We start from the raw sequence: 24,506 nt of genomic DNA on the forward strand, positions 1-24,506 counted from the left end.
CTCCACGCCGCGCGGCCGGCCGTAAAACCGTTGGCGGACGACCGAACCGGGGCCGACAATGGCGCTGCCGCCCGGCCGTCGACCTCAGGGAGCGCCATGGAGATCAGACCGGCCCGGCCGGAGGACGCCGCGCTGCTCACCGGCATCGCGCTGCGATCCAAGGCGTACTGGGGCTACGACGAGGCGTTCCTGGACGCCTGCCGGGAGGAGCTCACCATGGACGCCGGCGTCATCGAGCACTCGGCCACCGTGGTGGCCGAGGACGGCGGGCGGGTGCTGGGGTTCGTCTCGCTCTCCGGAGCGCCGCCGACCGGATCGCTGGACCAGCTCTTCGTCGAGCCCGAGTGGATCGGCCACGGGGTCGGCCGCGCGCTGTTCGAACGGGCCCGGAGCCTCGCCGTGGCGCTCGGTCTGCGCCGGCTCACCATCGACTCCGACCCGAACGCCGAGCCGTTCTACCTGGCGATGGGGGCGACCCGGATCGGCAGCGTCCCGTCCGGTTCGATCCCGGGGCGCGAACTCCCGCAGCTGGCCCTGGACCTGGCCACGTCCTAGGCGGGGGTCGGAGCGCGGGAGGCCCGGGCACGCTCGGTCCCGGTCGGTTTCGCTCAGTGGCCGCGCGGCAGTCCGCGGTGCTTGCACATGGCGGCCCCGGTGAGCAGCAGCCCCGCGGCGATGGGGGCGAGGACGGCGGTCAGGGTGGCGGAGCCGTTGCCGGAGGTGGTCGCGGTGGCGGTGTCGGCGATGGCCGCCGCCTCGGGCGTCCTTCCGTCGTCCGGTGCGGCGGGAGCGGTGGCGCCCGTCGTCCTGTCGAGCGCGGTGGCGGGTCCGGCCTCGTCGACGGTGGTGGCCGCCGCCTCCTGGAGCAGCGGTTCCCCCGCGGCCTCGTACGGCCGGGGAACGGTGGGGCGGGCGGCGTCGGCGCGGCGTCGGGCGGCGGAGGGCGGTTCGGCGGGACCGCCCTCGCGGGAGGCGCGCGATTCGTCGGGCCGGGCCTGGGCGGGGGAGGTGCCGAGCAGGCCGGCGGCCAGCGCGAAGGCGTCGGGGACGGCCGCCCGCTGACCGGGCAGGGGCAGGCCGCCGGCCCGGATGCGTTCCTGGAGGGTGTCGCCGACCGCGCCGGCGGACCCGGTGACCTCGTCGGCCGGGCCGTCGCGGGCCGGTTCCCCGGCGGGCCCGGGGGAGCGGTCCGGCGGCCCGACCGGCGACGGCCCGGACCCGACGGGACGTTCGGCTGACTGTCCGTCGAGGGCGGGTCCTTCGAGCACCGGCCGGTCGAGCACCGGTGCGCCGGGTAGCGCGCGGCGGACGGCGGGCCGGGTCGGGTCGGCCGGCGGGTCGACGGCGGCCGCGTAGGCCCCGGGGGCGCCGAAGCCCCAGAGCTGGGTGAGCAGGGCCCCTGCGGCGGCGACGGCGCGGGGGCGCGGCAGCCACCGGGCGATCCCGCGGCGGGCACCCGCGACGCCGCGGGGGGGCGGGTTCCTGGGGCTCGGTCGCGTGATTGGCTCGCACGTGAGTCGAGAACGAGCGGCCGGGCGGTGAGGTCACGCCCGCCGTCACGGACAGTCATCGTACGGGTGGCCCCGGGGCCGGCGCTCCCGGGGCCACCGACCGAGTGGCGGTCAGGAGTTGGGACGCAGGGTCCAGGTGACCGTCATCACCCCGGTGACGGCGCCGTCGGCGCGGGTGATCTCGACGGTGACCGGGAACTCGGGGCGGCCGCCGGCGTCCAGCTCGGCGACGACCTCGGCGGCCGGGCGGCCGAGCACGGCGGTGGCGGTGACCTCGCCCATGGCGAGCTTCTTGTACGCGATCTCGGCGTTCACGGCGAGCGGCACGGCCCGGGACAGTTGGGCGCCGAAGGCGGCGAGCACGATGCAGCCGCTGGCGGACTCGGCCAGCGTGAACATCGCGCCGGCGTGCGGGCCGCCGAGGTGGTTGTGGTACGCGGGCTGGTCCGGGAGTTGGAGCACGGCGCGCTCCGGGGAGGTCTCCAGGTACTTCAGGTTCAGGGTGTGCGCCATCGGCACGGTGTCGTCGAGCATCTTGCCGATCGTCGGTGTGGTCATGGGCGCGATGTTACTAGTCAGTAGCTACCGGCGGCAGGGCCGGGGCGGAACTCGACCCATGGGGCGGGTGTGACGGGGCGCACATACCGCTGGGGGAGCGGGCAACTGAGGCCGTGCACGGTTGAGGGAACGCGAAAACGCCTGAGGGGCCGATCTCTTGAAGAGATCGGCCCCTCAGGCTCTGGGGTGAGTGACGGGACTCGAACCCGCGGCCACCTGGACCACAACCAGGTGCTCTACCAACTGAGCTACACCCACCATCTGTCCGGTCCGTTCCCGCTCTCGCGTTCCCGTTCCGACAGGAAGAACTCTACAGGATCCGAGAGGGTGCTCGCGCCAGGGTTTCGTCCGGGCGAACGCGGGCACCCTCTCCGATCCTCCGGCGGGAGTCCGCCGGGCGGTCCGGGCTCGGCCCGTCGGGCGGTCGCGGGTTCAGCTCGCCGGGGCCTGGTACTTCCCGGCGATCGCCCGCGCGGTGTCGGCGTCCGGTCCGGGTTGCGGGACGAACACCGCCTCGCGGTAGTACCGCAGTTCGTTGATGCTCTCCCGGATGTCGGCGAGCGCCCGGTGGTTGCCGCCCTTCTGCGGGCTGTTGTAGTACGCCTTCGGGTACCAGCGGCGGGCCAGCTCCTTGATCGAGGAGACGTCCACGATCCGGTAGTGCAGGTGCTTCTCCAGGGCCGGCATGTCCCGGGCCAGGAAGCCGCGGTCGGTGGCCACCGAGTTGCCGCACAGCGGGGTCCGCCCGGCCTCCGGCACGTGCTCGCGCACGTAGGCGAGCACCCGGGCCTCGGCCTCGGCCAGGGTCACGCCCTGCTCCAGCTCCTCCAGCAGCCCGGAGGAGGTGTGCATCGTGCGCACCACCTCGGGCATGTTCGCCAGCGCCTCAGCCGGCGGCCGGATGATGACGTCCACGCCCTCGCCGAGGATGTTCAGCTCGGAGTCCGTCACCAGTACCGCGACCTCGACCAGGGCGTCCTGGTCGAGGTCGAGGCCGGTCATTTCACAGTCGATCCATACCAAACGGTCATTCACGCAACTCACCCTACGGCGCGATCACGCGCCGCGGGGACCGGTGGAGCCGAGCGGGGTGCCTCGGCCTGGTGCTCCTCCGGCCCGTCGTGCGCGCCGTGGCCGTCCGGGTGCTCGCCCTCCCGGCCGGTCCGGACCGCGTGGCCGTCCCGTCCGGTCCGGGCCTCGCGCGCCGCCCGGGTGCCCTCGGCCGCGGGCCGGCCGGCCTGGCCGCGGGCCTGCGGAGCCCGGGCCTGGCGACCGCGGAGCTCCCCCGCCCCGGAGCCCGGCTGCCCGCCCTGGGCCGGCATCCGTCCGGCGGCCGGGCCGTGACCGCGACCGGCCGCACCCGGCTCGTCCGCGGGCCGCTCGGCCGTGCTCCGGTGCCCCTGGCCCTGGCCACGGGCCCCCGGCTGGGGGAGGCCGTCCTCCGCCGCCGCGTGCTCGGCGGTGCGCGGCGGACGTCCGGTCCCCGCCCCGGGTCCGGCCTGCGGCGGAACGACCGGCGGACGCAGCGGACCGCGCCCCGTCGCACCCTGCTGCCCGGGGTGCGGCTGCTGCGAGGCCTGCTGGTGCGGGTACGGCTGACCGGCGCGGGCGTGGAAGGCCTGGCCGGTCGGCGTCCCGACCTGGCCCGGACCGAACCCGCCGGGCTGCCCGTGCGCACCCGGCTGTCCGTGCCCGAGCTGCTGGCCGTGCTGACCGTGCTGGCCGTGTGCCACCTGCTGGCCGTGCTGACCGACCGGCACCGGCGACCCCGGCCCGGCCGGGAACGGCTGCGCCGACGGCACACCGTGCGCCCCGCCGAACATCGGCCCGCCCGCCGGGGCGACCGCGCCCGCCGGGTGCGGCAACCCTCCGGGCAGCCGCAGGTCGCCGAGCGGACCGGTCGACGCGGACGGCTGCTGACCGGGCCGGCGGGCCCGGTAGCTGGTCCGGTACGCGGCCGGGGAGACCCCGAGCTGGCGGCGGAAGTGACCGCGCAGCGCCACCGGCGAGCGGAACCCGCACCGGCGCGCGACGTCGTCCACCGACAGTTCCGACGTCTCCAGCAGCCGCTGCGCCTGGAGCACCCGCTGGGTGATCAGCCACTGCAACGGCGCGCTGCCGGTGAGCGTGCGGAACCGCCGGTCGAAGGTGCGCCGGCTCATGTACGCGCGAGCCGCCAGCACTTCGACGTCGAACTGCTGGTTGAGGTTCTCCAGCGCCCACGTGACCACCTCGGCCAGCGGGTCGTTGCCGATCTCCTCCGGTAAAGACTGATCGATGTACTGGGCCTGTCCTCCGCCGCCGCGGCGGCTCGGCACCACCAGCCGGCGGGCCAGCGCGTTGGCCGCCTCGGCGCCGTGGTCGCTGCGCACCACGTGCAGGCAGAGGTCGATGCCGGCGGCGGTGCCGGCCGAGGTGAGCACGTCGCCGTCGTCGACGAACAGCTCGCGCGGGTCGACGTGGACCCGCGGGTAGCGCTTGGCCAGCGTCGGCGCGTACATCCAGTGGGTGGTCGCCGGGCGGCCGTCGAGCAGGCCGGCGGCGGCCAGGACGAAGGCGCCGGTGCAGAGTCCGATGATCCGGGCGCCCTCGTGGTGGGCCTTGCGCAGCGCGGTGATCGCCTCGACCGGCGGGGGCTGGGAGATCGAGCGCCAGGCCGGTACGACGATCGTGCCGGCCCGGGCGAGCGCCTCCAGGCCGTAGGGCGCGGAGAGGGTCAGGCCGCCGGTGGTGGCCAGCGGGCCCTCCTCCCCGGCGCAGACCAGCAGGCGGTAGCGGGGCACCCCGGCGTCCTGGCGGTCCACGCCGAAGACGGAGAGCGGGATGGAGCTCTCGAAGATCGGGGCGCCGCCGAAGATCAGCACCGCGACGGTCTCCCGGCGGCGCCGACCGGACAGCTTGCGCGGGGCGGAGGCCGTCACAGAGGTCGGGGAGCCGTTCGCGCCGGGGCCGCCGTGGCCCAGCGGGGTGTGGCCGTGGCCGGAGCCAGAGCCGTGGCCGGAACCGGCGCCGACTGCGAGGCCGCCGAGCGGACCGCCGCCCGGGCCGGCGGCGGCGGAGGCGCCGTTCGGGCTCGCGGCGCCGCCGCCGTAGCCGGAGTAGCCGGGGTGGCCGCCGTAGCCGGGGTGGCCGGAATGGCTGGGGTGGCCCGGGTGGGCGAGGTGTCCGGGGTGGCCGGAATGGCCCGGGTGGTCGCTGCCGTAGGCCGGGCCGGGATTGACGGGCCCTCGGCTGACGGGCTGTCCGCCGTAGGGCGCTCCACCGAAGGACGACTGGCCGCCGAGGGCGGGTTGGCCGCCGTAGGGGGACTGGCCTCCGTAGGGCGCCGTAGCGCCGTGGTCCGCGGCGCTCGGCGCCGCACCGTGGCCGATGCCGCCGCCCGTTCCGGGAGAGGGCACGGCGGAGTACGAGGAGTGCGAGGCGGCGCCCGAGCTGCTCGGAGTGCCGGAGGTGCGGGTGGTGGCGATCGAGGCGGTGCCGGTGCTTCTCGCGGACCGACCCGCGTTCCCCGCCGCCTCCTGGCCGCTGTCAGGACCCGCGTCGCTCCTGCTCACCCTGCTCAAGGCGCTCAAGCCCCCTCGGTGGTGTGGTGTGGGTGGTGCGGCACTGCTAGCCAAGATCGAAATCTATCGGGCGGACCATTGCCGTTGTGACAAGTTCACCATCCGACGCTATGTCGACATGGCAATTTGGCGTGATGCATTCGATCACGAAGCGTGGCACCCGTCGACCTTTCTGGGAAGAGGGCCGGGGCAACGGTGGCTGGTTGTCGCGGGACGGTTCCTGGGGTGTCCGGCTCCGGTGCGCCCGGCCGGCAGGTCTGGGCTGCGGATTTGCCCAAGCGGGAGGGATCGGCGCGAAATTGACCGAAAATCGGCGGTGCACGAGGGGGCGCACGGGGAGAAGTCGTGCGCCGCCCAGGCTTCATCCGGCCAAGCCTGGGACGGCGGAACCGGCAACCGGACCGCCGGGTTACGGTCCTGCCGTGAACACCGACAGCCGGCTCGAACGGGCCAACGACAACGCCGCCGCCTTCTGGCTCGCCCAAGCCCGCGTCCACGGCTGGCGGTCCCGCACCCATGCGGGGCTGACCGCGGTCCGGTGCGCCCGGACCCCGGACGACGCCCACCGCTTCGTGGTGACCCGGCCCTACACCGAACCGGACGCCGTGAAGCGGGAGTTGGCTGACCTGATGGCGAAGTGGTCGACCATACGCTGCACCGTGGAGGACCCCTACGACGGGCTCGACCTCGGCGACCTCGGGGTCAGCCGGATGCCGATCATGCCGGTGATGGTCCGGGACCCCGGACCGGTCGAGGGAGCCACCGCCGTCCTGCCCGCGGTATCGGAGGCCCACGGGGGCGGGGTCCTGACGGTCGATGAGACGAGGGACGGCGACAGCTTCGCGATGGCCGAGCGGGCGGTGGTGGAGGGCTTCCCGCTGCCCGCCCGCCAGCCCTGGGTCCGGGGCGAGGCACTCCCCGGACGACTGCTGGACGTGCCCGGCTGGCGGGGCTGGCTCGGCCGCGTCGACGGCGCGGTGGCGGGAACCTGCCTCACCTATGACGACGGCCGGGCCACCGGCGTGTACTGGGTCGCCACCCTGCCCGACTGGCGCGGCCGGGGGGTGGCCCGCGCCGTCCTCCAGACCGCCCTGGCCCACGCGCACCCGGACCGTCCGGCCACCCTGGTCGCCACCTCGCTCGGCGAACCGCTCTACCGCAAGCTCGGGTTCGTCGAGCGGGCCCGCACCTGCTGGTGGACCAGTACGTCGGTGGAGCCGGCGGAGTAGCCGGGGCAGGTGGAACAAGGGGAGCGGGCCGGGTGGCGCGGCGGGCGGCTGACGACTGGCGGCGGGCGGCGTCGGCTGACTGGTGAGGGGCGACGGCCGGGCGGGGCGGCGGAGGCGAAGCGAAGGGGGCTGGGGGCGGGGCGCTACTGGGCGGTCGCCACGGCGGTGGGTGCGTCGGCCCCAGCGGGTACCCCGGCCCGACCCGGTCCGCCACCCGCCCGGCCCCCGGAACCCACTCCGGTATCCGTGAGGGCCTCGGCGATCACGGCAAACCCGCCGGATCGGTTTCGGACACCGGCCCCGCCTGCGGGGACGGGTTCGCCGACCGTCCCGGCGCCGGCGGGAACGGATGCACTCGGGCCCTCCGGAGCGGCCACCGCGGGACGTGCGCCGGACCGTGCGCCGACCAGCGCCGTCGCGCGTACAGGCATCCCCGCCGCCTTGCGGAGCCGCCCGTCGGAGCGGACGCCCGGCCGGGGCGAGGGCGCGTTCCGCGCGGCGAGCACCTGGCCGACGGCCTCCGGCAGGCCGGCCGCCTTCAGCGTCGGCCGGTAGCCGCTCTCCGCCCACGGCCGGCCGTGGTGCAGCCAGACGCTGCGCAGCCCGGCCAGTTCGGCACCGGCGATGTCGGCGGGCGCGTGGTCCCCGATCATCCAGGTGTGTTCGGCCCAGTCCCCGGTGGGGGCGATCCCGCACCGCTGGGCGGCCAGCTCGAAGATCAACGGGTCCGGCTTGACGCAGTCGGCCTCCTCGGAGATCACCCAGCCGTCGACCAGGGGGCCCAGCCCGGTCCGCCGGATCTTCTCCAACTGCGGCCGGGTGCCGCCGTTGCTGACGATCCCGAGCGTCCACCCGGCGGTCCGGGCGGCCCGCAGCGCCTCGATGTGCCGGGGCGGGCAGTGGATGTGGGAGTTGATGCCGCGTCGGTAGTGGGCAATCAGGAAGTCGGCGGAGACGTCCAGCCCGTAGCGCCGCCGGACCGCCGACAGTACGGTGCTGCGCGGTACGTAGCCGCCGCCGTCGAGGGTGACGAACCAGTCGAGGTCGCCCGGCGGGAGATCGTGTTCGGACAGGAGGTCCTGTGCCCAGGCCCGGTACGCGGCGTCCCGGGGCAGCAGGGTGTTGTCGAGGTCGAACAGGAGCAGGGGCATGCCAAGCATGGTGCCAGCGGCCGCGCCTATGCACCTGGCAAATGCCAGATGGCGTCGCGAAGCCGCATGGAGTGGCTGAAACGGCCTCCGGGGGCCCGTGGCAGGGGGTGACGCGTGGGGTGGCCGGGGCTGTTGGGGCAGGTCGGACGTCACGGTTCGCGACGCACCGCAACGGATCGTCGCCGATCCATGACAGTCCGGTCACGGTGTCCCGTGGGGCTGTTGCGCCGCCCGGTCCGCTCAGTCAAGCTCCAGGGAACCTCCTTTCCGGAGGGGCGCGATCGCCTGTCGGCGGGGCGCACTGCCTCGGCGGGCGCATCCCCCTTTCGCGGGAACAACGCCGCTCCGGGGCTTCCCCGTTGGGCGGGGCCCCCTGCCCGTCGTACTCTGAAAGGAACAGGTCACATACGGTGCTGCGCGGCGCAGACCGACGTCATCCCGTGGGCGGGCCTGCTGCCCGGGCAGCGTTGTCCTCCTCTCCTGTCGGCCCCTCTCCATCGAAGAGCCGTGAGCCATGGCTGGTTTTGAGCCTCCCCGACCGGTTGATCCGGACACGCCCCGCAGCGTGGCCCCGGACGGCGGGCCTGCCTCCGATCGCTTCGACGGCCGGGCCGAGGTGCGTGCCGACCACCAGCGCGCCGACCAGCGCGGTGACGATCATGGCGGCGACCACGGTGATGACGACCGCGGCGACCCCCTCCGTGACGACCGGGACGGTGGCCGGGATGGCGGCCGGGACGGCGACAGCGGGGGCGCCCGCACGGACGGCGGCGACCGCGCGGACCGGCCTGCCGACGGACGAGCCCACGGACGAGCCGACGCGCGACACCCCGATGCGTCGGGCCGCGTCCCGGGCGGCCGGACGGGGTGCGAGCGAGCCGACGCCGCCGAGGGGACCGAGGCGTCCGGAGCCGTTGGCGAGGCCCGGCCGGCCGACGCCGCACCACCGGCGGAGCCAGGGGAGCCCGCCCCGGGGCGCGACGGCCCGCCGGGCTTCGCGCGCGCGCTGCGCGGCCTCGCCCGTCGGGGCAGCCTCGCCCGCCGTGACCGTCCAGGGCCCCGCCAGCGGCGTGGCGAGCCCCCGGCCGACCCCGCAGGGTCTCCGGTGACGGGCCGCCTGGGCCCGGGTGCCGAGCACCCGGAGGCACCCTCCGGCGCGGTCGACCCGCTGGGTGGGCACGCCGAGCCGTCCGGGCGGAACTCGCCGGCGCCGTCCCTCGACCCGGTGTTCCAGCACGGCGTGGTGGTCGGCTTCGACGGCTCGCTGTCGAGCGAGCGCGCCCTCGCCTACGCCGTCGGCATGGCCCGCCGTTCCCAGTGCGGCCTGGTGATCGTGCACGTCGCCAACCGCCTGCCCGCCACGGTCTGGGCAGGCTGCGAGCCGCCCGTCTTCGTCGACCTCCCCGACCACCGGACCGAGGTCCTCGGCCTGGAGCTCGCCTGCGCGGATTTCCTCGCCGGGGTGCCGTGGGTCCTGGTCGAGCGCGGCGGGGACATCTGCCACGAGATCGAGGAGGTCGGCCGTGAGTACGCCGCCGACGCGATCGTCGTCGGCACGACGCACGGCCTGCTCGGCAAGATCTTCGGCTCGGTCTCCGGACGGCTGGCGCGGCGGGCCAACCGTCCGGTGATCGTGATTCCCTGAGGCCTCGTTCCCGAGGCTTCTTCCGAGGCCTCTCCCTGGTCTCCTCCTGATGCCTCCTCGACCGTTTCGGGCACCCCGACCCTCGTCGGGGAGCCGCACGTTGAGCGGTTTTCCGTCCCGGTGGGCGAGGCTCGGAAAGTGACGATCAGGACATGGTCGTCACGAACCGACGCCGAGCTCCCGGGCGATGAGCATGCGCTGGACCTCGGACGTGCCCTCCCCGATTTCCAGGATCTTGCAGTCGCGCCAGAAACGGGCGACCGGGAATTCGTTCATGAAGCCGTACCCGCCGTGGATCTGGGTCGCCTCGCGGGCGTTGTCGACGGCGGCCTCGGACGAGTACAGCTTCGCGATCGCGGCCTCCTTCTTGAACGGTTCGCCGTGCAGCAGCCGGGAAGCGGCGTCCCGCCAGGCCAGGCGGGAGGTGTGGGCGCGCAGCTCCATGTCGGCAAGCTTGAACTGGATGGCCTGGTTGGCGCCGATCGGCCGGCCGAAGGCCCGGCGCTCGCCGGAGTACTTGACGGACTCGTCGACGCAGCCCTGGGCCAGGCCGGTGGCCAGGGCCGCGATCGCGATGCGGCCCTCGTCGAGGATCCGCAGGAACTGGGCGTAGCCTCGGCCACGCTCGCCCAGCAGGTTGGCCGCGGGAACGCGGCAGTCGGTAAAGGACAGTTCGCGGGTGTCGGATGCGTTCCACCCGACCTTCGAGTACTTCTTCGAGACCTGGAAGCCGGGGGTCCCGGTGGGCACGATGATGGACGAGATCTCCCGTACAGGCGAGCGGAATTCGCCCTCTTCACTCGAACGAGCGATCGGTTCGGTGAGCGCGGTGACGGTGACTAGTCCGGTGATGTCGGTGCCGGAGTTGGTGATGAAGCACTTGGTGCCGTTGATGACCCACTCGTCGGTGGCCTCGTCGTAGCGCGCCGTGGTGCGGGTGGCCCCCGCGTCCGAGCCGCCCTCCGGCTCGGTGAGGCCGAAGGCGCCGAGGAGTTCGCCCGAGGTCAGCCGGGGCAGCCACTCGCGCTTCTGCTCCTCGGTGCCGAAGCGGTGGATCGGCATCGCGCCGAGCGAGACGGCGGCCTCCAGGGTGATGGCCACCGAGGAGTCGACGCGGGCGAGTTCCTCCAGGGCGAGGCCGAGGGCGAAGTAGTCGCCGCCCATGCCGCCGTACTCCTCCGGGAAGGGCAGGCCGAAGAGCCCCATCCGCCCCATCTCCCGGACGATCTCGTAGGGGAACTCCTCCCGCTCGTAGAACTCGCCGATCTTCGGCGCCACCACGTCCTGGGCGAACTCGGCGACGGTGCGCCGCAGTTCCTCGTACTCGCTGCTGAGCCTGTGGTCGAGCATGGTGATCCTCCTGGCGCCCGGCCGGGTCGGCCGCGGACGTGAGCGGGGTGACCGGCGTCCGTCGGACGGTGTGACGGACGCACGATGTGATGGACGGACGGATGTCGAGCGGTGCGGGTGGAGCGGGGCGCCGGCCGGATGGTGCGGACGGCCGGCGCCGGGACGGGGCGGGCGGGTCAGCCCCCGGTGGAGCCGAGCAGTGCCTGGACGGTGCGGGACGGGCTCGGGCGGCCGAGGCGCTCGGCCATCCAGCCGCTGGTCGCGACGAGGGAGCGCAGGTCGACGCCGGTCCGGATGCCGAGGCCGTGCAGCATCCAGACCAGGTCCTCGGTGGCCAGGTTGCCGGTGGCGCTCTTCGCGTACGGGCAGCCGCCCAGGCCGCCCGCGGAGGCGTCCACCGTGGTGACGCCCTCGCGCAGCGCCGCCAGGGTGTTGCTGAGCGCCTGGCCGTAGGTGTCGTGGAAGTGCACGGCGAGCCGGTCGACCGGGACGCCGGCCCGGGCGAAGCCCGCCAGCAGGGCGCCGACCTGGCCCGGGGTGGCGACGCCGATGGTGTCGCCGAGGCTCAGCTCGGAGCAGCCCAGCTCCAGCAGCCGCACGCCGTACCGGACCACCTGGTCGACCGGGACGGGGCCCTCCCACGGGTCGCCGAAACACATCGAGAGGTAGCCGCGGACCGCGACCCCGGCCTCGGTGGCCCGGGCCACGACCGGGCGGAACATCGCCATGGCCTCGTCCGCCGAGCGGTTGAGGTTGCGGCGGGCGAAGGTCTCGGTGGCGCTGGCGAACACCGCGATGTCCGCGGTGCGGTGGGCGAGTGCGCGGTCCAGGCCGCGCTCGTTGGGCACCAGTACCGGCAGCCGCAGACCGGGGTGGCGCTCCGGCAGGCCGGCGAGCCTGGGGACCAGTTCCTCGGCGTCGGCCAGCTGGGGTACCCATTTCGGGTGAACGAAGCTGGTGGCCTCGACGGTGCGCAGTCCGGCGGCGGCGAGCCGGGCGATGAACTCGGCCTTCACCTCGACCGGCACCAGGGACTTCTCGTTCTGGAGGCCGTCGCGCGGTCCGACCTCGTGGATCCGGACCTCCTCGGGCAGGCCGGGGGCGCGGACCGGGGCGGGCAGGCCGAGGTCGAGGGCGTCGGGCTCGCGGGCGGGGGCGGTCACGACCGGACCTCCACGGGCTCGGCGGGGGCGGCCGACGGTTCGGCCGGGGCGTCCCCGGCCGCCGGGTCCTCGACCGGGGTGACCACGACCAGCAGGTCCTCCATCGCGACGGTGGCACCGGCGGTGGCCCGCAGTTCGGCCACCACGCCGTCGTGCGGCGCGGCGATCACGTGCTCCATCTTCATGGCCTCCAGCACGAGCAGGGGCTGCCCCTTGCGGACCGTCTCGCCCGTGGTGGTCTTGACGACGGTGACGGTGCCGGGCATCGGGGCGGTCAGGGCGCCGTGGTGCGCGCCGGCCCCGGCGGCGCTCTCGACGACGGGGTCGTAGGCGTGCAGCGGCCAGGCGTCGCCCTCGGTGCCGAGCCAGGTCACCGGTCCGGCGGCGAGGCCGGGGGCGGCGTCGGTGGCCAGCGAGAACGTGGTCCGGAGGCCGTCGACGGTCAGGTGCAGCAGGTCCCCGGCCAGGGTCGCGCGGGCGCGGTGCGCGGGGCCCTCGTCGAGCCGGAGCTCCACCTCGCGGGCGGACCCGGCGGAATTGTCAGTGGCATCGGCTACGTTGCCCGCAGTGATCGAACGGATGCGCACCGCCACCGGGTCCTGGCCGGGGGTCCGGAGTCGGTGGGTGGTCCAGGCGGGGGTGCCGCCCAGGCGCCAGCCGGAGGGAAGGGAGAACGGGTCGGTCCAGCCGTCGGGGTCGGCGGCCGGGGTGAGTTGCAGGTGCCGCGCCAGCGCGGCCGCGTAGTAGAGGAGGTGAGCGGGCGACGGCGGTTCGGCCGCCGCGGGCGCGTCCGGGGCGGCCGCGTTCGTGGGGGAGTACGGCGCGGTGAGCAGGGCCGGATGCTCCTGGGCCGTCCGCTCCACCAGGCCGGTGTCCAGCCGGCCGGCGGTGACCTCGGGGTGTGCGAGAAGTCGGCGCAGGAAGCCGGTGTTGGTGGTGACGCCCAGGATGCGGGTGTCGGCCAGCGCCGCGCGGAGCCGGCGCAGCGCGGTCGGGCGGTCGGGCCCGTACGCGATGACCTTGGCGAGCATGGGGTCGTAGGCGCTGGTGACGACGGTTCCGGGGGCCACCCCGGAGTCGACCCGGATGCCCTCGCCCCGGGGCTCGTCCAGGGTGAGGATGCGGCCGCCGGTGGGCAGGAAGTCCCGTTCCGGGTCCTCGGCGCAGATGCGGGCCTCGATGGCGTGGCCCTGGAAGGAGATGTCCGACTGGGCGAATGAGAGCGGTTCGCCGGCGGCGACGCGCAGCTGCCACTCGACCAGGTCGAGCCTGGCCGAGTCCGCGCCGACCGCGACGGCGAGTTCGGTGACGGGGTGTTCCACCTGGAGACGGGTGTTCATCTCCATGAAGAAGAAGTCCCGCACCCCCTCGGCGGCGGAGGCGGGGGCGTCCGGGTCGATGCCGGGGACGATGAACTCCACGGTGCCGGCGCCGGTGTAGCCGCAGGACTCCGCGGCGCGGACGGCCGCGGCGCCCATCGCGGCGCGGGTCTCGGCATTGAGGAGAACGGAGGGAGCCTCTTCGATCAGTTTCTGGTGGCGGCGCTGGAGGCTGCACTCGCGCTCGCCGAGGTGGACGGTGGTGCCGTGGGCGTCGGCGAGCACCTGCACCTCGATGTGGCGCGGCCGGTCGACCCAGCGCTCCAGCAACAGGGTGTCGTCGCCGAAGGCGGTGCGGGCGACGCGGCGGGCGGCGGCGATCTCGGTGGGCAGGTCGGCGGGGTCCCGTACCAGGCGCATGCCCTTGCCGCCGCCACCGGCGGACGGCTTGAGCAGCACCGGATAGCCGATCTCGTCGGCGGCGGCGACGAGATCCTCGTCGGTGGGCGCGGTGGCCTGGCTGCCGGGGACCACCGGGACGCCGGCGGCCCGGACGGCCTCCTTGGCGTTGATCTTGTCGCCCATCAGCTCGACCGCACCGGGAGGTGGTCCGATGAAGACGAGGCCCGCGTCGGCGCAGGCGCGGGCGAAGCCTGGGTTCTCGGCGAGGAAGCCGTAGCCGGGGTGGACGGCCTGGGCGCCGGTGCGGCGGGCGGCGGCGAGGATCTGGTCGGTCCGCAGGTAGGTCTCGGCCGCCGAGCTGTCGCTGCGGTCGGCCGGGCCGAGCCGGACCGCGACGTCGGCCTCGCGGACGTGCGGCGCGTCGGCGTCCGCGTCGCTGAACACGGCGACCGAGCGGACGCCGAGTCGCCGCAGGGTGCGGATTACCCGCAGGGCGATCTCGCCGCGGTTGGCGACCAGAACTGTGTCGAACATGGGAGGCGTTCCTCCGGGTCGAGGGGAGCCGTACGAAGGAGGTGGCGGTGGGCGGTCGGGCGCCGGCCCGCGTGGGCCGGCGCCGCGGGAAGTCACACCCGGAAGAGAGGGATCACGGACGCAGGAGTGACACGAGCTGGACGAGACGTGATCACATGCGGAAGACGCCGTACGGAGCGGGCGGCGCCAGCGGGGCGTTGGCGCAGGCGGTGAGGGCGAGACCGACGACGGTGCGGGTGTCCATCGGGTCGATCACGCCGTCGTCCCAGAGCCGGGCGGTGGCGTAGTAGGCGTTGCCCTGGCGCTCGTACTGCTCGCGGACGGGGCGCTTGAACTCCTCCTCCGCCTCGGCCGGCCACTGCTCGCCGTGCGCCTCCAGCTGGTCGCGGCGGACGGTGGCGAGGACGGAGGCCGCCTGTTCGCCGCCCATCACGGAGATCTTGGCGCCCGGCCACATCCACAGGAAGCGGGGTGAGTAGGCCCGTCCGCACATCGAGTAGTTGCCGGCTCCGTACGAGCCGCCGATCACCACGGTCAGCTTCGGGACGCGGGTGCAGGCGACGGCGTTGACCATCTTGGCGCCGTTCTTGGCGATGCCGCCCGCCTCGTACTGCCGGCCGACCATGAACCCGGTGATGTTCTGGAGGAAGAGGAGGGGGATGCCGCGCTGGTCGCACAACTCGATGAAGTGGGCGCCTTTGAGGGCCGACTCGGAGAACAGCACGCCGTTGTTGGCGACGATGCCGACCGGGTGGCCGTGGATCCGGGCGAAGCCGGTGACCAGGGTCGAGCCGTACTCGGCCTTGAACTCGGCGAACCGGCTGCCGTCCACCAGGCGGGCGATCACCTCGCGCACGTCGTAGGGCGTGCGCGGGTCGACCGGCACGGCCCCGTACAGGCCCGCCGGGTCGACGGCTGGCGGCTCGACCGGGGTGAGCGGCCACGGCCTGGCCTCGCGCGGGCCGAGCCCGGCGACGATGTTGCGGACGATGGAGAGGGCGTGGGCGTCGTCCTCGGCCAGGTGGTCCGTCACGCCCGAGGTGCGGGAGTGCAGGTCGCCGCCGCCCAGTTCCTCGGCGGTGACCACCTCGCCGGTGGCGGCCTTCACCAGCGGTGGCCCGCCCAGGAAGATCGTGCCCTGGTTGCGGACGATCACGGCTTGGTCGCTCATCGCCGGGACGTACGCGCCGCCGGCCGTGCACGAGCCGAGCACGGCGGCGATCTGCGGGATGCCCGCGGCGGAGAGCCTGGCCTGGTTGTAGAAGATCCGGCCGAAGTGGTCGCGGTCCGGGAAGACCTCGTCCTGCATCGGGAGGAAGGCGCCGCCGGAGTCCACCAGGTAGACGCAGGGCAGCCGGTTCTCCAGCGCGACCTCCTGGGCGCGCAGGTGCTTCTTCACCGTCATCGGGTAGTAGGTGCCGCCCTTGACGGTGGCGTCGTTGGCGACCACCACCACCTCGCGCCCGGCGACCCGGCCGATGCCGGCGATCACGCCGGCCGCGGGGGCGGCGCCGTCGTACATCCCGTCGGCGGCCAGCGGGGCCAGCTCCAGGAAGGGGGAAGCCGGGTCGAGCAGGGTGTCCACCCGGTCGCGGGGCAGCAGCTTGCCGCGGGCGGTGTGCCGGGCGCGGGCCTTGGCACCGCCGCCCAGGGCGGCCGCGTCGAGCTTCGCGCGCAGCTCGGTGACCAGGGCACGGTGCGCCTCGGTGTTAGCGCGGTAGGCCTCCGAGCCGGGGTCGACCGAGCTGCCGAGCCGGGGGGCCGGTGCGGCGGCCGCGGACGGGGCGGCACCGGGCGCCGCCGTGCCGGTCGCTGCGCTGAGCCGGACACCGGTGGGTGTGCCGGCGGTTGAGATGACCATTCCCAAGAGCTCCCTTGCCCTCGGCACCAGGTGGGCAGCCGGGTGCGGTCCGCCAGTGGTCGCCACGTTAATTAACGTTAACTTACGAGCCCCAGGTTAACGGCCGATAACCCGACTGTCTACGATGGGCGGCATGCCGAACGTCCCCGCCGCCTCCGCGCTCCCCCGCCGCGACCAGATCCGCCGGGAGGCCGCGAGGCTGTTCGCCGCCCGCGGCTTCCTCGGTGTGGGCGTGGACGAGATCGGCAAGGCCGTCGGGATCAGCGGCCCCGGCCTCTACCGCCACTTCGCCGGCAAGGACGCGATGCTCGCGGACCTGCTGATCGGCATCAGCGAGCGCCTGCTGGACGAGGGGCGCCGCCGGGCGGGCAGCGGCGAAGGCCCGGTCGCCGCACTGGACGCGCTGATCAGCGGCCACGTCGACTTCGCCCTGAACGACCGGGACCTGATCACCCTGCACGACCGCGAGCTGCTGAACCTCAAGGAGGAGGACCGGCGCACCGTCCGCCGCCTCCAGCGCGGCTACGTCGAACTCTGGGTGGACGTGGTCCGGCAGGCCTACCCGCCGCTGGCCGACCCCGCCGCCGAGCCGGTGGCGCGGGCCACCGTGCACGCCGTCTTCGGCCTGATCAACTCCACCCCGCACAGCCTCGGCTCGAACCCGGACCAGGGCGAGCGCGCCGCCCTCCAGCGCGACGGCATGGCCGCACTGCTCCACACCCTCGCCCACGGCGCCTTCGCGGCGGCCGCGGACTCCGCCGCCGGCCCCGGCGACGGTTCGGCGCCCGCGGGCGCCTGAGTCCCGCAGGCGCCTGAGTTCCGCGGGAGCCCGAGTCCCGCGGGCGCCTGAGCCGCGCAAGGGCCTGGGTCTCGCGGGAGCCCGGGTCCCGTCTGCCGGCGCCCCGGCGGCCGCCCGTCCCGAGGCCTAGTCCCAAAGGAGGGCGTCGGCCCGTCCCCGGCCGCTGGGCGCCGTGCGTGCCGTCGGTGATCCTGGAGGTGGCCGGGGGTGAACGGGCCGTGCGTGCGTTCGATCGGGAATCAGCGCAGGCCGCGGGCTGTTGGCCAGTCCGCCGGACCGGACGATCCGGGCTGCCCCGGCCCGCCCCGACCCAGCCCGGGTCGGAAACGGCGTGGCGGCCACCCGACGAAATGGTTAGCATCCCTAAATATGCCTGAGACTCACGGATCCACGGTGGAGCCATCCCCGAGCGGCTCCCCGGCCCCCGGCCCGACCCCGGAGGCCCCCGTCGACAGTCCGCAGAGCGCCGCCGAGAACGCCGGGGCGGCCGCCGGAGGCGCCGAGCCCGCAGCCGGGAACACCGAGCCGGCCGGCTGGCTGCGCCGTCTGGTCGGCTACAGCTGGCGGTCCCGCCGCAGCCTGCTGCTGGCCTTCGGTGCCTCGTTGCTCGGCATGGCCGTCACCGCGCTGGTGCCGCTGGTCACCAAGCTGATCATCGACGACGTCATCGTCGCCCACACCCGTTCGCTGGCCCCCTGGGCGGTGGTGCTGCTGCTCGCCGCCCTCGTGGTCTTCGGCTGCACCCAGGTCCGCCGCTACTACGGCGGCCAACTCGCGCTCGACGTCCAGCACCACATGCGCAGCGACCTGTTCCGCTCGCTCGGCCGGCTCGACGGCCACCGCCAGGACCGGCTGGACACCGGCCAGGTGGTCGGGCGCGCGACCTCCGACCTCCAGCTGGTCAACGGCCTGCTCTCGATGCTGCCGATGATGACCGGCTACCTGCTGATGTTCGTCATGTCGCTGGTCGTGATGGTCTGGCTGTCCCCGCCGCTCACCCTGGTCGCCCTGGTCATGGCCCCCGCGCTGTGGTGGGTCTCGGTGCTCAGCCGCAAGCGCCTCTTCCCCGCCACCTGGGCCGCCCAGCAGGAGGCGGCCGCCGTCGCGGGCGTGGTGGACGGCGCGATCGGCGGCGTCCGCGTGGTCAAGGGCTTCGGCCAGGAGGCGCAGGAGCTCGACAAGCTGGAGACGGCCTCCCGCAACCTCTTCGCGGCCCGGCTCCGGTCGATCCGGCTGAACGCCCGCTACAACCCGGCGATGCAGGCGATCCCGGCGCTCGCCCAGGTCGGCGTCCTGGCCTTCGGCGGCTGGCTGGCCGTCGACGGCCGGATCACGCTCGGGACCTTCGTCGCCTTCTCCACCTACGTCGCCCAGATGACCGGCCCGGTGCGGATGCTGACCATGGTCATCACCGTCGGCCAGCAGGCCCGGGCCGGCGTCGAGCGCGTCCTGCAACTGGTCGACGAGCGCCCGCTGGTCCAGGAGCGCCCGGACGCCCGCACCCTGGACCTCGCGCACGGCGACACCCCGGCCGGCACCCCGACGAGCGGCGCCCCAGTCGGCACCGGTCCCGGCACCGGCGCCGGTACCAGCCCCGGTGCCGCGTCCGGCGCCCCCGTCGGAGCGCTGACCCCCGACGTCGCCCTGGAGTTCGACCAGGTCGAGTTCCGCTACGACCCCGAGCACCCCGCCCCCGTCCTGCACGGCCTCAGCCTGAAGCTGGCCCCCGGCGAGACCCTCGCCCTGGTCGGCGCCTCCGGCTCCGGCAAGTCGACGGTGGCCCAGCTGGTGCCCCGCTTCTACGACCCCGCGGCCGGCACCGTCCGGTTGTACGGCCACGACCTGCGCGACCTCACCCTGGACTCGGTCCGCGCGACGGTCGGCATCGTCCCCGAGGAGAGCTTCCTCTTCTCCGAGTCGGTCCGCACCAACATCGCCTACGGCCGCCCGGACGCCACGGACGAGCAGGTGGTCGCCGCCGCCCGCGCCGCCCAGGCCGACGAGTTCGTCCGCGCGCTGCCGGACGGCTACGACACCAAGGTCGGCGAGCAGGGCCTGACCCTCTCCGGCGGTCAGCGCCAGCGCATCGCCCTGGCCCGGGCGATCCTCACCGACCCCCGGATCCTGCTGCTGGACGACGCCACCTCGGCGGTGGACCCGCAGATCGAGGCGGAGATCCACGACGCGCTGCGCTCAGTGATGACCGGCCGCACCACCCTGCTGATCGCCCACCGCCGCTCGACCCTCCAACTCGCCGACCGGATCGCCGTCCTGGAGCGCGGCCGGCTGCTGGACCTCGGAACGCACGAGGAACTCGAAGCCCGATGTCCCCAGTACCGGGCCTTGATCACCGACCCCGAGGCCGGTCGCACCGGCCGGCGTTCCACCGCCGAAGAGGCAGCCCCCGAAGGGGCAGCCGACGAAGGGGCAGCCGACGAAGCGGCACCCGCAACTGCATCCGCAACGGCGCCCGCAACGGCGCCGGGGCGGGAAACCGAGCAGCAGACCGCCGCCGGAACCGCCGGAACCCAGGCCGCCCCCACCCCCGCCCTCCCCACGCCGGCCCTGGCCAAGGCCGCCCGTACCGCCGATGCCGACCTGCTGGACAAGGTCGCGGCCCTCCCGCCCGCCTCCGACACCCCGGCCGTGCCCCGCGCCGAGGCCGAGGCCGGCGACCCCGACTTCACCCTGTGGCGCCTGCTGCGCGCCTTCCGCACCCCGTTGCTCATCGCCCTCCTGCTGGTCGCCCTGGACGCGGCGGCCGGGCTGGTGCTGCCGGTGCTGATCCGGCACGGCATCGACGAGGGCGTCCGCAAGGGCCTGATGGGCGGCGTCGCGGTGGCCTCGCTCACCGCCCTCGTCGTGGTCCTGCTGGACTGGGTGGTGCAGGGCGCCGAGAACCGGGTCAGCGGCCGTACCGGCGAGCGGGTCCTCTACACGCTCCGGCTCAAGATCTTCGCCCACCTCAACCGGCTCGGCCTGGACTACTACGAGCGCGAGCTGACCGGCCGGATCATGACCCGGATGACCACCGACCTGGACTCGCTGACCTCCTTCCTCCAGACCGGCATGGTCACCGCCGTGGTCAGCCTGCTGACCTTCGCCGGGATCTTCGCCGCCCTGCTGATCATCGACGCCGGCCTGGCCCTGGTGGTCTTCGCCGTCCTGCCGCTGCTGGTGATCGCCACCCTGGTGTTCCGCAAGAAGTCCCGGGACCAGTACGAGCGCTCCCGCGACCTGATCAGCGCCGTCAACGCCGACCTCCAGGAGAACGTGGCCGGCATGCGGATCGTCCAGGCCTTCCGCCGCCTGGACACCAACACCGACCGCTTCGTGGCCCGCGGCATCGCCTACCGCGAGGCCAGGGTCCGGGCCCAGCTCTACATCTCGCTGTACTTCCCGTTCGTCCAGTTCCTCTCCAGCCTGGCCGCCGCGCTGGTGCTGATAGTCGGCGCCGCCCGGGTCGACGCCGGGACGCTGACGGTCGGCGCGCTGGTCGCGTACCTGCTCTACATCGACCTGTTCTTCGCGCCGGTCAACCAGCTGTCCCAGGTCTTCGACGGCTACCAGCAGGCCTCGGTGGGCCTCGGCCGCATCCGCGAGCTGCTGCGCACCCCGACCACCACCGCCGAGGCCGCCGACCCGGTGCCGGTGGCCAAGGGGCTGCGCGGCGAGATCTCCTTCGAGGGGGTCGGCTTCGCCTACAACGGCGGGGCGGACGGTGCCCCGACCGTACTGAGCGGCGTGGACCTGCACATCCCGGCCGGGCAGACGGTGGCGCTGGTCGGTGAGACCGGAGCCGGCAAGTCGACGCTGGTGAAGCTGGTCGCCCGGTTCTACGACGCGACGGAGGGCACCGTCCGGGTGGACGGGGTCGACCTCACCCGCTACGACCTGGCGCAGTACCGCCACCGCCTGGGCGTGGTGCCGCAGGAGGCGTACCTGTTCGCGGGCACGGTCCGCGAGGCGATCGCGTACGGCCGGCCGGACGCCTCGGCGGCCGAGGTCGAGGCGGCGGCCCGGGCGGTCGGCGCGCACGACATGATCGTCCGGCTCTCGGGCGGCTACGACCACGAGGTGGCCGGCCGCGGGCGCAACCTCTCGGCGGGCCAGCGCCAGCTGATCGCACTGGCCCGGGCCGAGTTGGTCGACCCGGACATCCTGCTGCTCGACGAGGCCACCGCCGCCCTCGACCTGGCCACCGAGGCGGCGGTCAACCAGGCCGCGGACCGGCTCAGCGGTGGCCGGACCACCCTGGTCATCGCCCACCGCCTGACCACCGCCGAGCGCGCCGACCGGGTGATCGTGCTGGACCACGGCCGGGTGGTCGAGGACGGCACCCACGCCGAACTGCTCGCCCGGGGCGGCACCTACGCCCGGCTCTGGCGGGCGTTCATCGCCGACGGTCACCCGGCGGTCGAGGCCGTCGCCGCCGGATAGGGCCGCACCGCGCCCGCCGGCGAACCGCCTGGCGGCCCGTCACGTACGGGCCGTCAGGCGGCGATCAGCGCGGCCAGCAGCCCCGAGGCGTCGATCCCGCGCGGCAGGTCGCTCACCTGGCCGTCCCCGACCTCGACCACCCGCCAGCCGGAGCCGTCCGCACGGCTGGCGAGGTCGGTGGTGACGAAGCGGCAGCCGAGCCTGCGGACCAGCGCCGGGACGTCGGTGAGGTCGGGCTCGACGGCCCGGCGCGGGGCGTCCGGGTGCGGCCCGACCAGCACGGGCCGGCCGTCCAGCCACCACACCCGGGCCTCCACGGCCCGCCCGTCGGCCGCACCGGCCACGCCGCAGGCCGCCTCGCCCGCACCGGCCACGCGGCTCGCGCCGTCCGCGCCGTCCGCGCCGTCCGCGACCGGTTCCGCGACCGGCTCCTCCGCCGGGACGCCCGCGCCCTCGAACTCCTCGTACCGCCGCAGCACCACGCCGCCCGCCAGGAACTCGCCCTGAAGTTCGACGAACCGTTCCACCACCCGGCCGACTGCCGCCAGATCGGCCAACTCGGGCACATAGCAGGCCTCGTGCCACTCGTGCTTGCGTGACTTCACGTAGTCCTTGACGATCGCCGGCCCCTGCCCGCCGAGCCGGGCCACGGCCTGCGCCAGCTCGGCCGCTCCGGGCACCACCGGCCCGTCGGACGGGATCCACGCACTGGCCGGGGTCGCGCCCTCGAACACGTCGTACCAGCCGGGCAGTTCGTGGGCCGTCGCGTAACCGGGCGCGCTGGTCAGCAGGTTGCCACCGCGGGCGGCGAGTGCGGCGGCGAAGTCGGCGTACCGGGCGGAGGGCAGCATCCAGCCCCGGTACCAGAGCGGGCCGCTGTCCCGCGGCACCCGCCGGACGGCCTCCTCGGCCCGCCCGGCGAGCAGCCCGTCGTGGTCGACCAGGTGGTGCTCGCCGCCCAACTCCCGCAGCATCCTGGCCTCCCAGGCGAAGTGCGGGTCGGGCCTGCGCGGGTTGAGCGGATCGGCGGGAAAGATGATCGCGGGTACGGGCATGGCCGTCAGGGTACGGCCGGCCGGCGGGTCCCGCGCCCGCCACGACGGACCGGCCGGCTCGAGCACCCGACCGGAGTGCCGAATCCGCTCGACGCCCCGGTTGCCCGCTGCGAGAGTGACCCGATGCGAAATCTGCTGCGTTCCCGCAAACGCCGGCCGAGGCAGGCCGCCCGCACGGTGGTCCTGGACGAGAACGGCTCGGTCTTCCTGCTCCGTTCGGACAACGACGAGGTCGGCGTGCACTGGACCATGCCGGGCGGTGGACTGGAGCCGGGCGAGACCCCGTGGGACGGCGCCCGGCGCGAGCTGTGGGAGGAGACGGGCTGGAGCGACCTCGAACCCGGCCCGCTGCTCTGCACCTGGGAGCACGACTTCACCTGGCACGGCACCCCGGTCCGCCAGCACGAGCACATCTACCTCACCGGCGGACCGCACCGCGGCCCGGTCGGCGACGTCAGCGCGGTGCACGCCGTCGACCGGATCCTGGACTGGCGCTGGTGGACCCCGGCCGACCTCGCCGACGAGAACGCCGACGCGCTCTGGCCGCCCGCGTTGCCGGAACTGCTGGACACGGTCCGTGCCGGCTGGGCCGTGGACGGGCGGCCGCCGGTACCCGTCGACCTCGGGTACGTCCCGAACGCCCCGGCCACCCGCCAGCCGCGCTAGACCGCCGGCCCCGCCTGTCCCGTGCGGCCCGTCGCCCGAGGGCGGCCGAACACGGCTGGACGAGGTTGGGTGTGGCCGAACGAGCCCGGCGGATCGGCTACGCGCGCCCGCCGCGCCGGGGCCGCCCGGCCGGAGCGGGCTCCCAGCCGTGCAGCTCCAGCTCCCGGTCGTGCAGCGCGGCGGGGTTCATCAGCACCGTCAGTCGGGAGTCGGCCAGTTGCTCGAAGGCGAGCCCGGTCGCGGACAGCAGCTGGTCGGTCGGCACCGAGACGGCGATGGCCGGCCGCCAGGAGGGCAGCACGACCAGGCAGGTGCCGAGGCCGACCCGGATCGGCCGGGCCACCACCCGGACCGGCTCGCGTTCCTCCGGCCGGCCGGGCGCCTCGGCCGGCCCGGGGCTGCCGCCGATCAGGATGCCGAGCGGCGGTTCGGCCCACGAGGCCCCGGTGGAGGGGCTGGTCGCGACGGAGCCCCCGGAGTCGGTTCGAGCTCCGGTTCCAACTCCGGTTCCGGCTCCGAACGGCGGCACCTGCGCCGTCGCACCCGCCGCACCGCCGGGGCCGTCCGCCCACCCGGCGGCACCCGGCTGGCCCGTCCCGGCCGGGCCGGACGCGGCCGTCTCCCGTGCGGTCGCCCCCTGCCCGGTCCGGTCGGCCTGCGGGTGCATCCGGCGCAGTCGCCGCGAGGGCGACGGCCGCCGGAACACCAGGATCCGCGACTCCTCGCGTGCCGGACGCGGGGCCGGTACGGACAGGGCGCCCTCGGAGGGCGCGGCGACGGGCCCGAACCGGACGAACCCGGCCCCGGCCCCGCTTCCGGCCGGTCCGTCGAGAGCCTCGGGTGCCGCGGCCGCACGGTCGGCGGGAGCGCCGAGGGCGGCGAGACCGTCCTCCGGCTCCGCGTCCGCGTCGAGCAGGGCCCGCACCTCGGCGACCGGTCGGTGGCACGCCTCCGCCAGCTCGGCGACGGAGCGACCCTGGGCGTGCGCGGTCCGCAGCCGGTCGGCGAACGCCGCCCGCAGCCGCGCGGTGGTCGGGTCGCCGTCGATCGGGTCGCCGTCGGCCTCCGGGCCGGGCGCGGGCGGGACGGGCGGCGCCTCCGCGTCGTACCGGCTGCGCGGCTGCGGCACCGAGTCGTGGCGCGTCGCACCGCCCTGGCGCGCCGCCCCGTCCGGGGTGCCGGGTGCGGCCGCACCGGGCTCGGCGGCGGTCGCGATCGAGCACATCGGACCGGTCATGGTGGACGGAGGCGACGATCCGG

Annotated in this window: 16 protein-coding genes, 1 tRNA gene and 1 pseudogene; 6 read left to right on the forward strand and 12 right to left on the reverse strand. The window is 74.8% G+C overall.

The annotated features are described in order from the left end of the window. Positions 1-96 precede the first annotated feature (96 nt). On the forward strand, positions 97-555 hold the full coding sequence (locus tag ACZ7RU_RS27390) for a GNAT family N-acetyltransferase (RefSeq protein WP_470343616.1): 459 nt from the start codon (positions 97-99) through the stop codon (positions 553-555). Between the two features lie 53 nt (positions 556-608). Here ACZ7RU_RS27390 and ACZ7RU_RS27395 read toward each other — a convergent pair whose 3' ends face one another. The 5 genes and pseudogenes from ACZ7RU_RS27395 to ACZ7RU_RS27415 all read right to left on the reverse strand — a co-directional run. Beyond that, positions 609-1,283 carry a hypothetical protein gene (locus ACZ7RU_RS27395; protein ID WP_470343617.1) on the reverse strand — a complete coding sequence of 225 codons (675 nt, stop codon included), beginning with the start codon at positions 1,281-1,283 and terminating at the stop codon, positions 609-611. A 339-nt stretch (positions 1,284-1,622) separates the two neighbouring features. Further along, complete coding sequence (locus ACZ7RU_RS27400; RefSeq protein WP_401115049.1) at positions 1,623-2,069, reverse strand: DUF4442 domain-containing protein; 447 nt, start codon at positions 2,067-2,069, stop codon at positions 1,623-1,625. A 182-nt stretch (positions 2,070-2,251) separates the two neighbouring features. Continuing rightward, positions 2,252-2,327, reverse strand: a tRNA-His gene (locus tag ACZ7RU_RS27405). 174 nt (positions 2,328-2,501) lie between these two features. After that, the gene (orn, locus tag ACZ7RU_RS27410; RefSeq protein ID WP_470343618.1) at positions 2,502-3,104 is read right to left on the reverse strand and encodes an oligoribonuclease; all 603 of its coding nucleotides are present in this window, start codon (positions 3,102-3,104) and stop codon (positions 2,502-2,504) included. Between the two features lie 880 nt (positions 3,105-3,984). After that, a pseudogene (locus tag ACZ7RU_RS27415) lies at positions 3,985-4,990 on the reverse strand (helix-turn-helix domain-containing protein); the annotation flags it as partial. A gap of 1,064 nt (positions 4,991-6,054) precedes the next feature. Between ACZ7RU_RS27415 and ACZ7RU_RS27420 the strand changes: the two are divergent. Beyond that, positions 6,055-6,861, forward strand: coding sequence for a GNAT family N-acetyltransferase (locus ACZ7RU_RS27420; RefSeq protein ID WP_470343619.1), 807 nt, complete (start codon positions 6,055-6,057; stop codon positions 6,859-6,861). 143 nt (positions 6,862-7,004) lie between these two features. Here the strand turns inward: ACZ7RU_RS27420 and ACZ7RU_RS27425 are convergent, their stop codons facing one another. Next, positions 7,005-8,012 carry an HAD family hydrolase gene (locus tag ACZ7RU_RS27425; RefSeq protein ID WP_470343620.1) on the reverse strand — a complete coding sequence of 336 codons (1,008 nt, stop codon included), beginning with the start codon at positions 8,010-8,012 and terminating at the stop codon, positions 7,005-7,007. A gap of 1,168 nt (positions 8,013-9,180) precedes the next feature. On the opposite strand from ACZ7RU_RS27425, the gene ACZ7RU_RS27430 reads away from it, so the two are divergent. Next, the gene (locus ACZ7RU_RS27430) at positions 9,181-9,657 is read left to right on the forward strand and encodes a universal stress protein (protein WP_470343643.1); all 477 of its coding nucleotides are present in this window, start codon (positions 9,181-9,183) and stop codon (positions 9,655-9,657) included. A gap of 159 nt (positions 9,658-9,816) precedes the next feature. On the opposite strand, the gene ACZ7RU_RS27435 is transcribed toward ACZ7RU_RS27430, so the two are convergent. From ACZ7RU_RS27435 to ACZ7RU_RS27450, 4 genes are all read right to left on the reverse strand, one after another. Beyond that, entirely contained in the window at positions 9,817-11,007 is a 1,191-nt protein-coding gene (locus ACZ7RU_RS27435) for an acyl-CoA dehydrogenase family protein (protein WP_380668090.1), read from the reverse strand. Positions 11,008-11,183: 176 nt separating this feature from the next. Then, a complete protein-coding gene (locus ACZ7RU_RS27440) occupies positions 11,184-12,170 on the reverse strand; it encodes a hydroxymethylglutaryl-CoA lyase (protein WP_470343621.1) in 987 nt (328 codons plus the stop codon). Then, positions 12,167-14,425 carry an ATP-binding protein gene (locus ACZ7RU_RS27445; protein WP_470343622.1) on the reverse strand — a complete coding sequence of 753 codons (2,259 nt, stop codon included), beginning with the start codon at positions 14,423-14,425 and terminating at the stop codon, positions 12,167-12,169. The genes ACZ7RU_RS27440 and ACZ7RU_RS27445 overlap by 4 nt, the downstream gene beginning before the upstream one ends. A gap of 151 nt (positions 14,426-14,576) precedes the next feature. Further along, a complete protein-coding gene (locus ACZ7RU_RS27450; RefSeq protein ID WP_470343623.1) occupies positions 14,577-16,286 on the reverse strand; it encodes a carboxyl transferase domain-containing protein in 1,710 nt (569 codons plus the stop codon). 133 nt (positions 16,287-16,419) lie between these two features. Between ACZ7RU_RS27450 and ACZ7RU_RS27455 the strand changes: the two genes are divergently transcribed. Together ACZ7RU_RS27455 and ACZ7RU_RS27460 are read left to right on the forward strand one after the other, a co-directional pair. Continuing rightward, positions 16,420-17,085: an SACE_7040 family transcriptional regulator gene (locus ACZ7RU_RS27455; RefSeq protein ID WP_470343624.1), complete on the forward strand. Its 666-nt coding sequence runs from the start codon at positions 16,420-16,422 to the stop codon at positions 17,083-17,085. Between the two features lie 369 nt (positions 17,086-17,454). Then, on the forward strand, positions 17,455-21,525 hold the full coding sequence (locus tag ACZ7RU_RS27460; RefSeq protein ID WP_470343625.1) for an ABC transporter ATP-binding protein: 4,071 nt from the start codon (positions 17,455-17,457) through the stop codon (positions 21,523-21,525). A gap of 53 nt (positions 21,526-21,578) precedes the next feature. On the opposite strand, the gene ACZ7RU_RS27465 is transcribed toward ACZ7RU_RS27460, so the two are convergent. Then, positions 21,579-22,580, reverse strand: a complete 1,002-nt coding sequence (locus ACZ7RU_RS27465) for an ATP-grasp domain-containing protein (protein ID WP_470343626.1) — start codon at positions 22,578-22,580, stop codon at positions 21,579-21,581. 123 nt (positions 22,581-22,703) lie between these two features. Here ACZ7RU_RS27465 and ACZ7RU_RS27470 point away from each other — a divergent pair, with 123 nt between their 5' ends. Next, positions 22,704-23,246 carry an NUDIX hydrolase gene (locus tag ACZ7RU_RS27470; protein ID WP_470343627.1) on the forward strand — a complete coding sequence of 181 codons (543 nt, stop codon included), beginning with the start codon at positions 22,704-22,706 and terminating at the stop codon, positions 23,244-23,246. A 97-nt stretch (positions 23,247-23,343) separates the two neighbouring features. Here ACZ7RU_RS27470 and ACZ7RU_RS27475 read toward each other — a convergent pair whose 3' ends face one another. After that, a complete protein-coding gene (locus ACZ7RU_RS27475) occupies positions 23,344-24,483 on the reverse strand; it encodes a hypothetical protein (protein WP_470343628.1) in 1,140 nt (379 codons plus the stop codon). Positions 24,484-24,506 lie beyond the last annotated feature (23 nt).

This window comes from Kitasatospora sp. NPDC114501 (assembly GCF_055633695.1).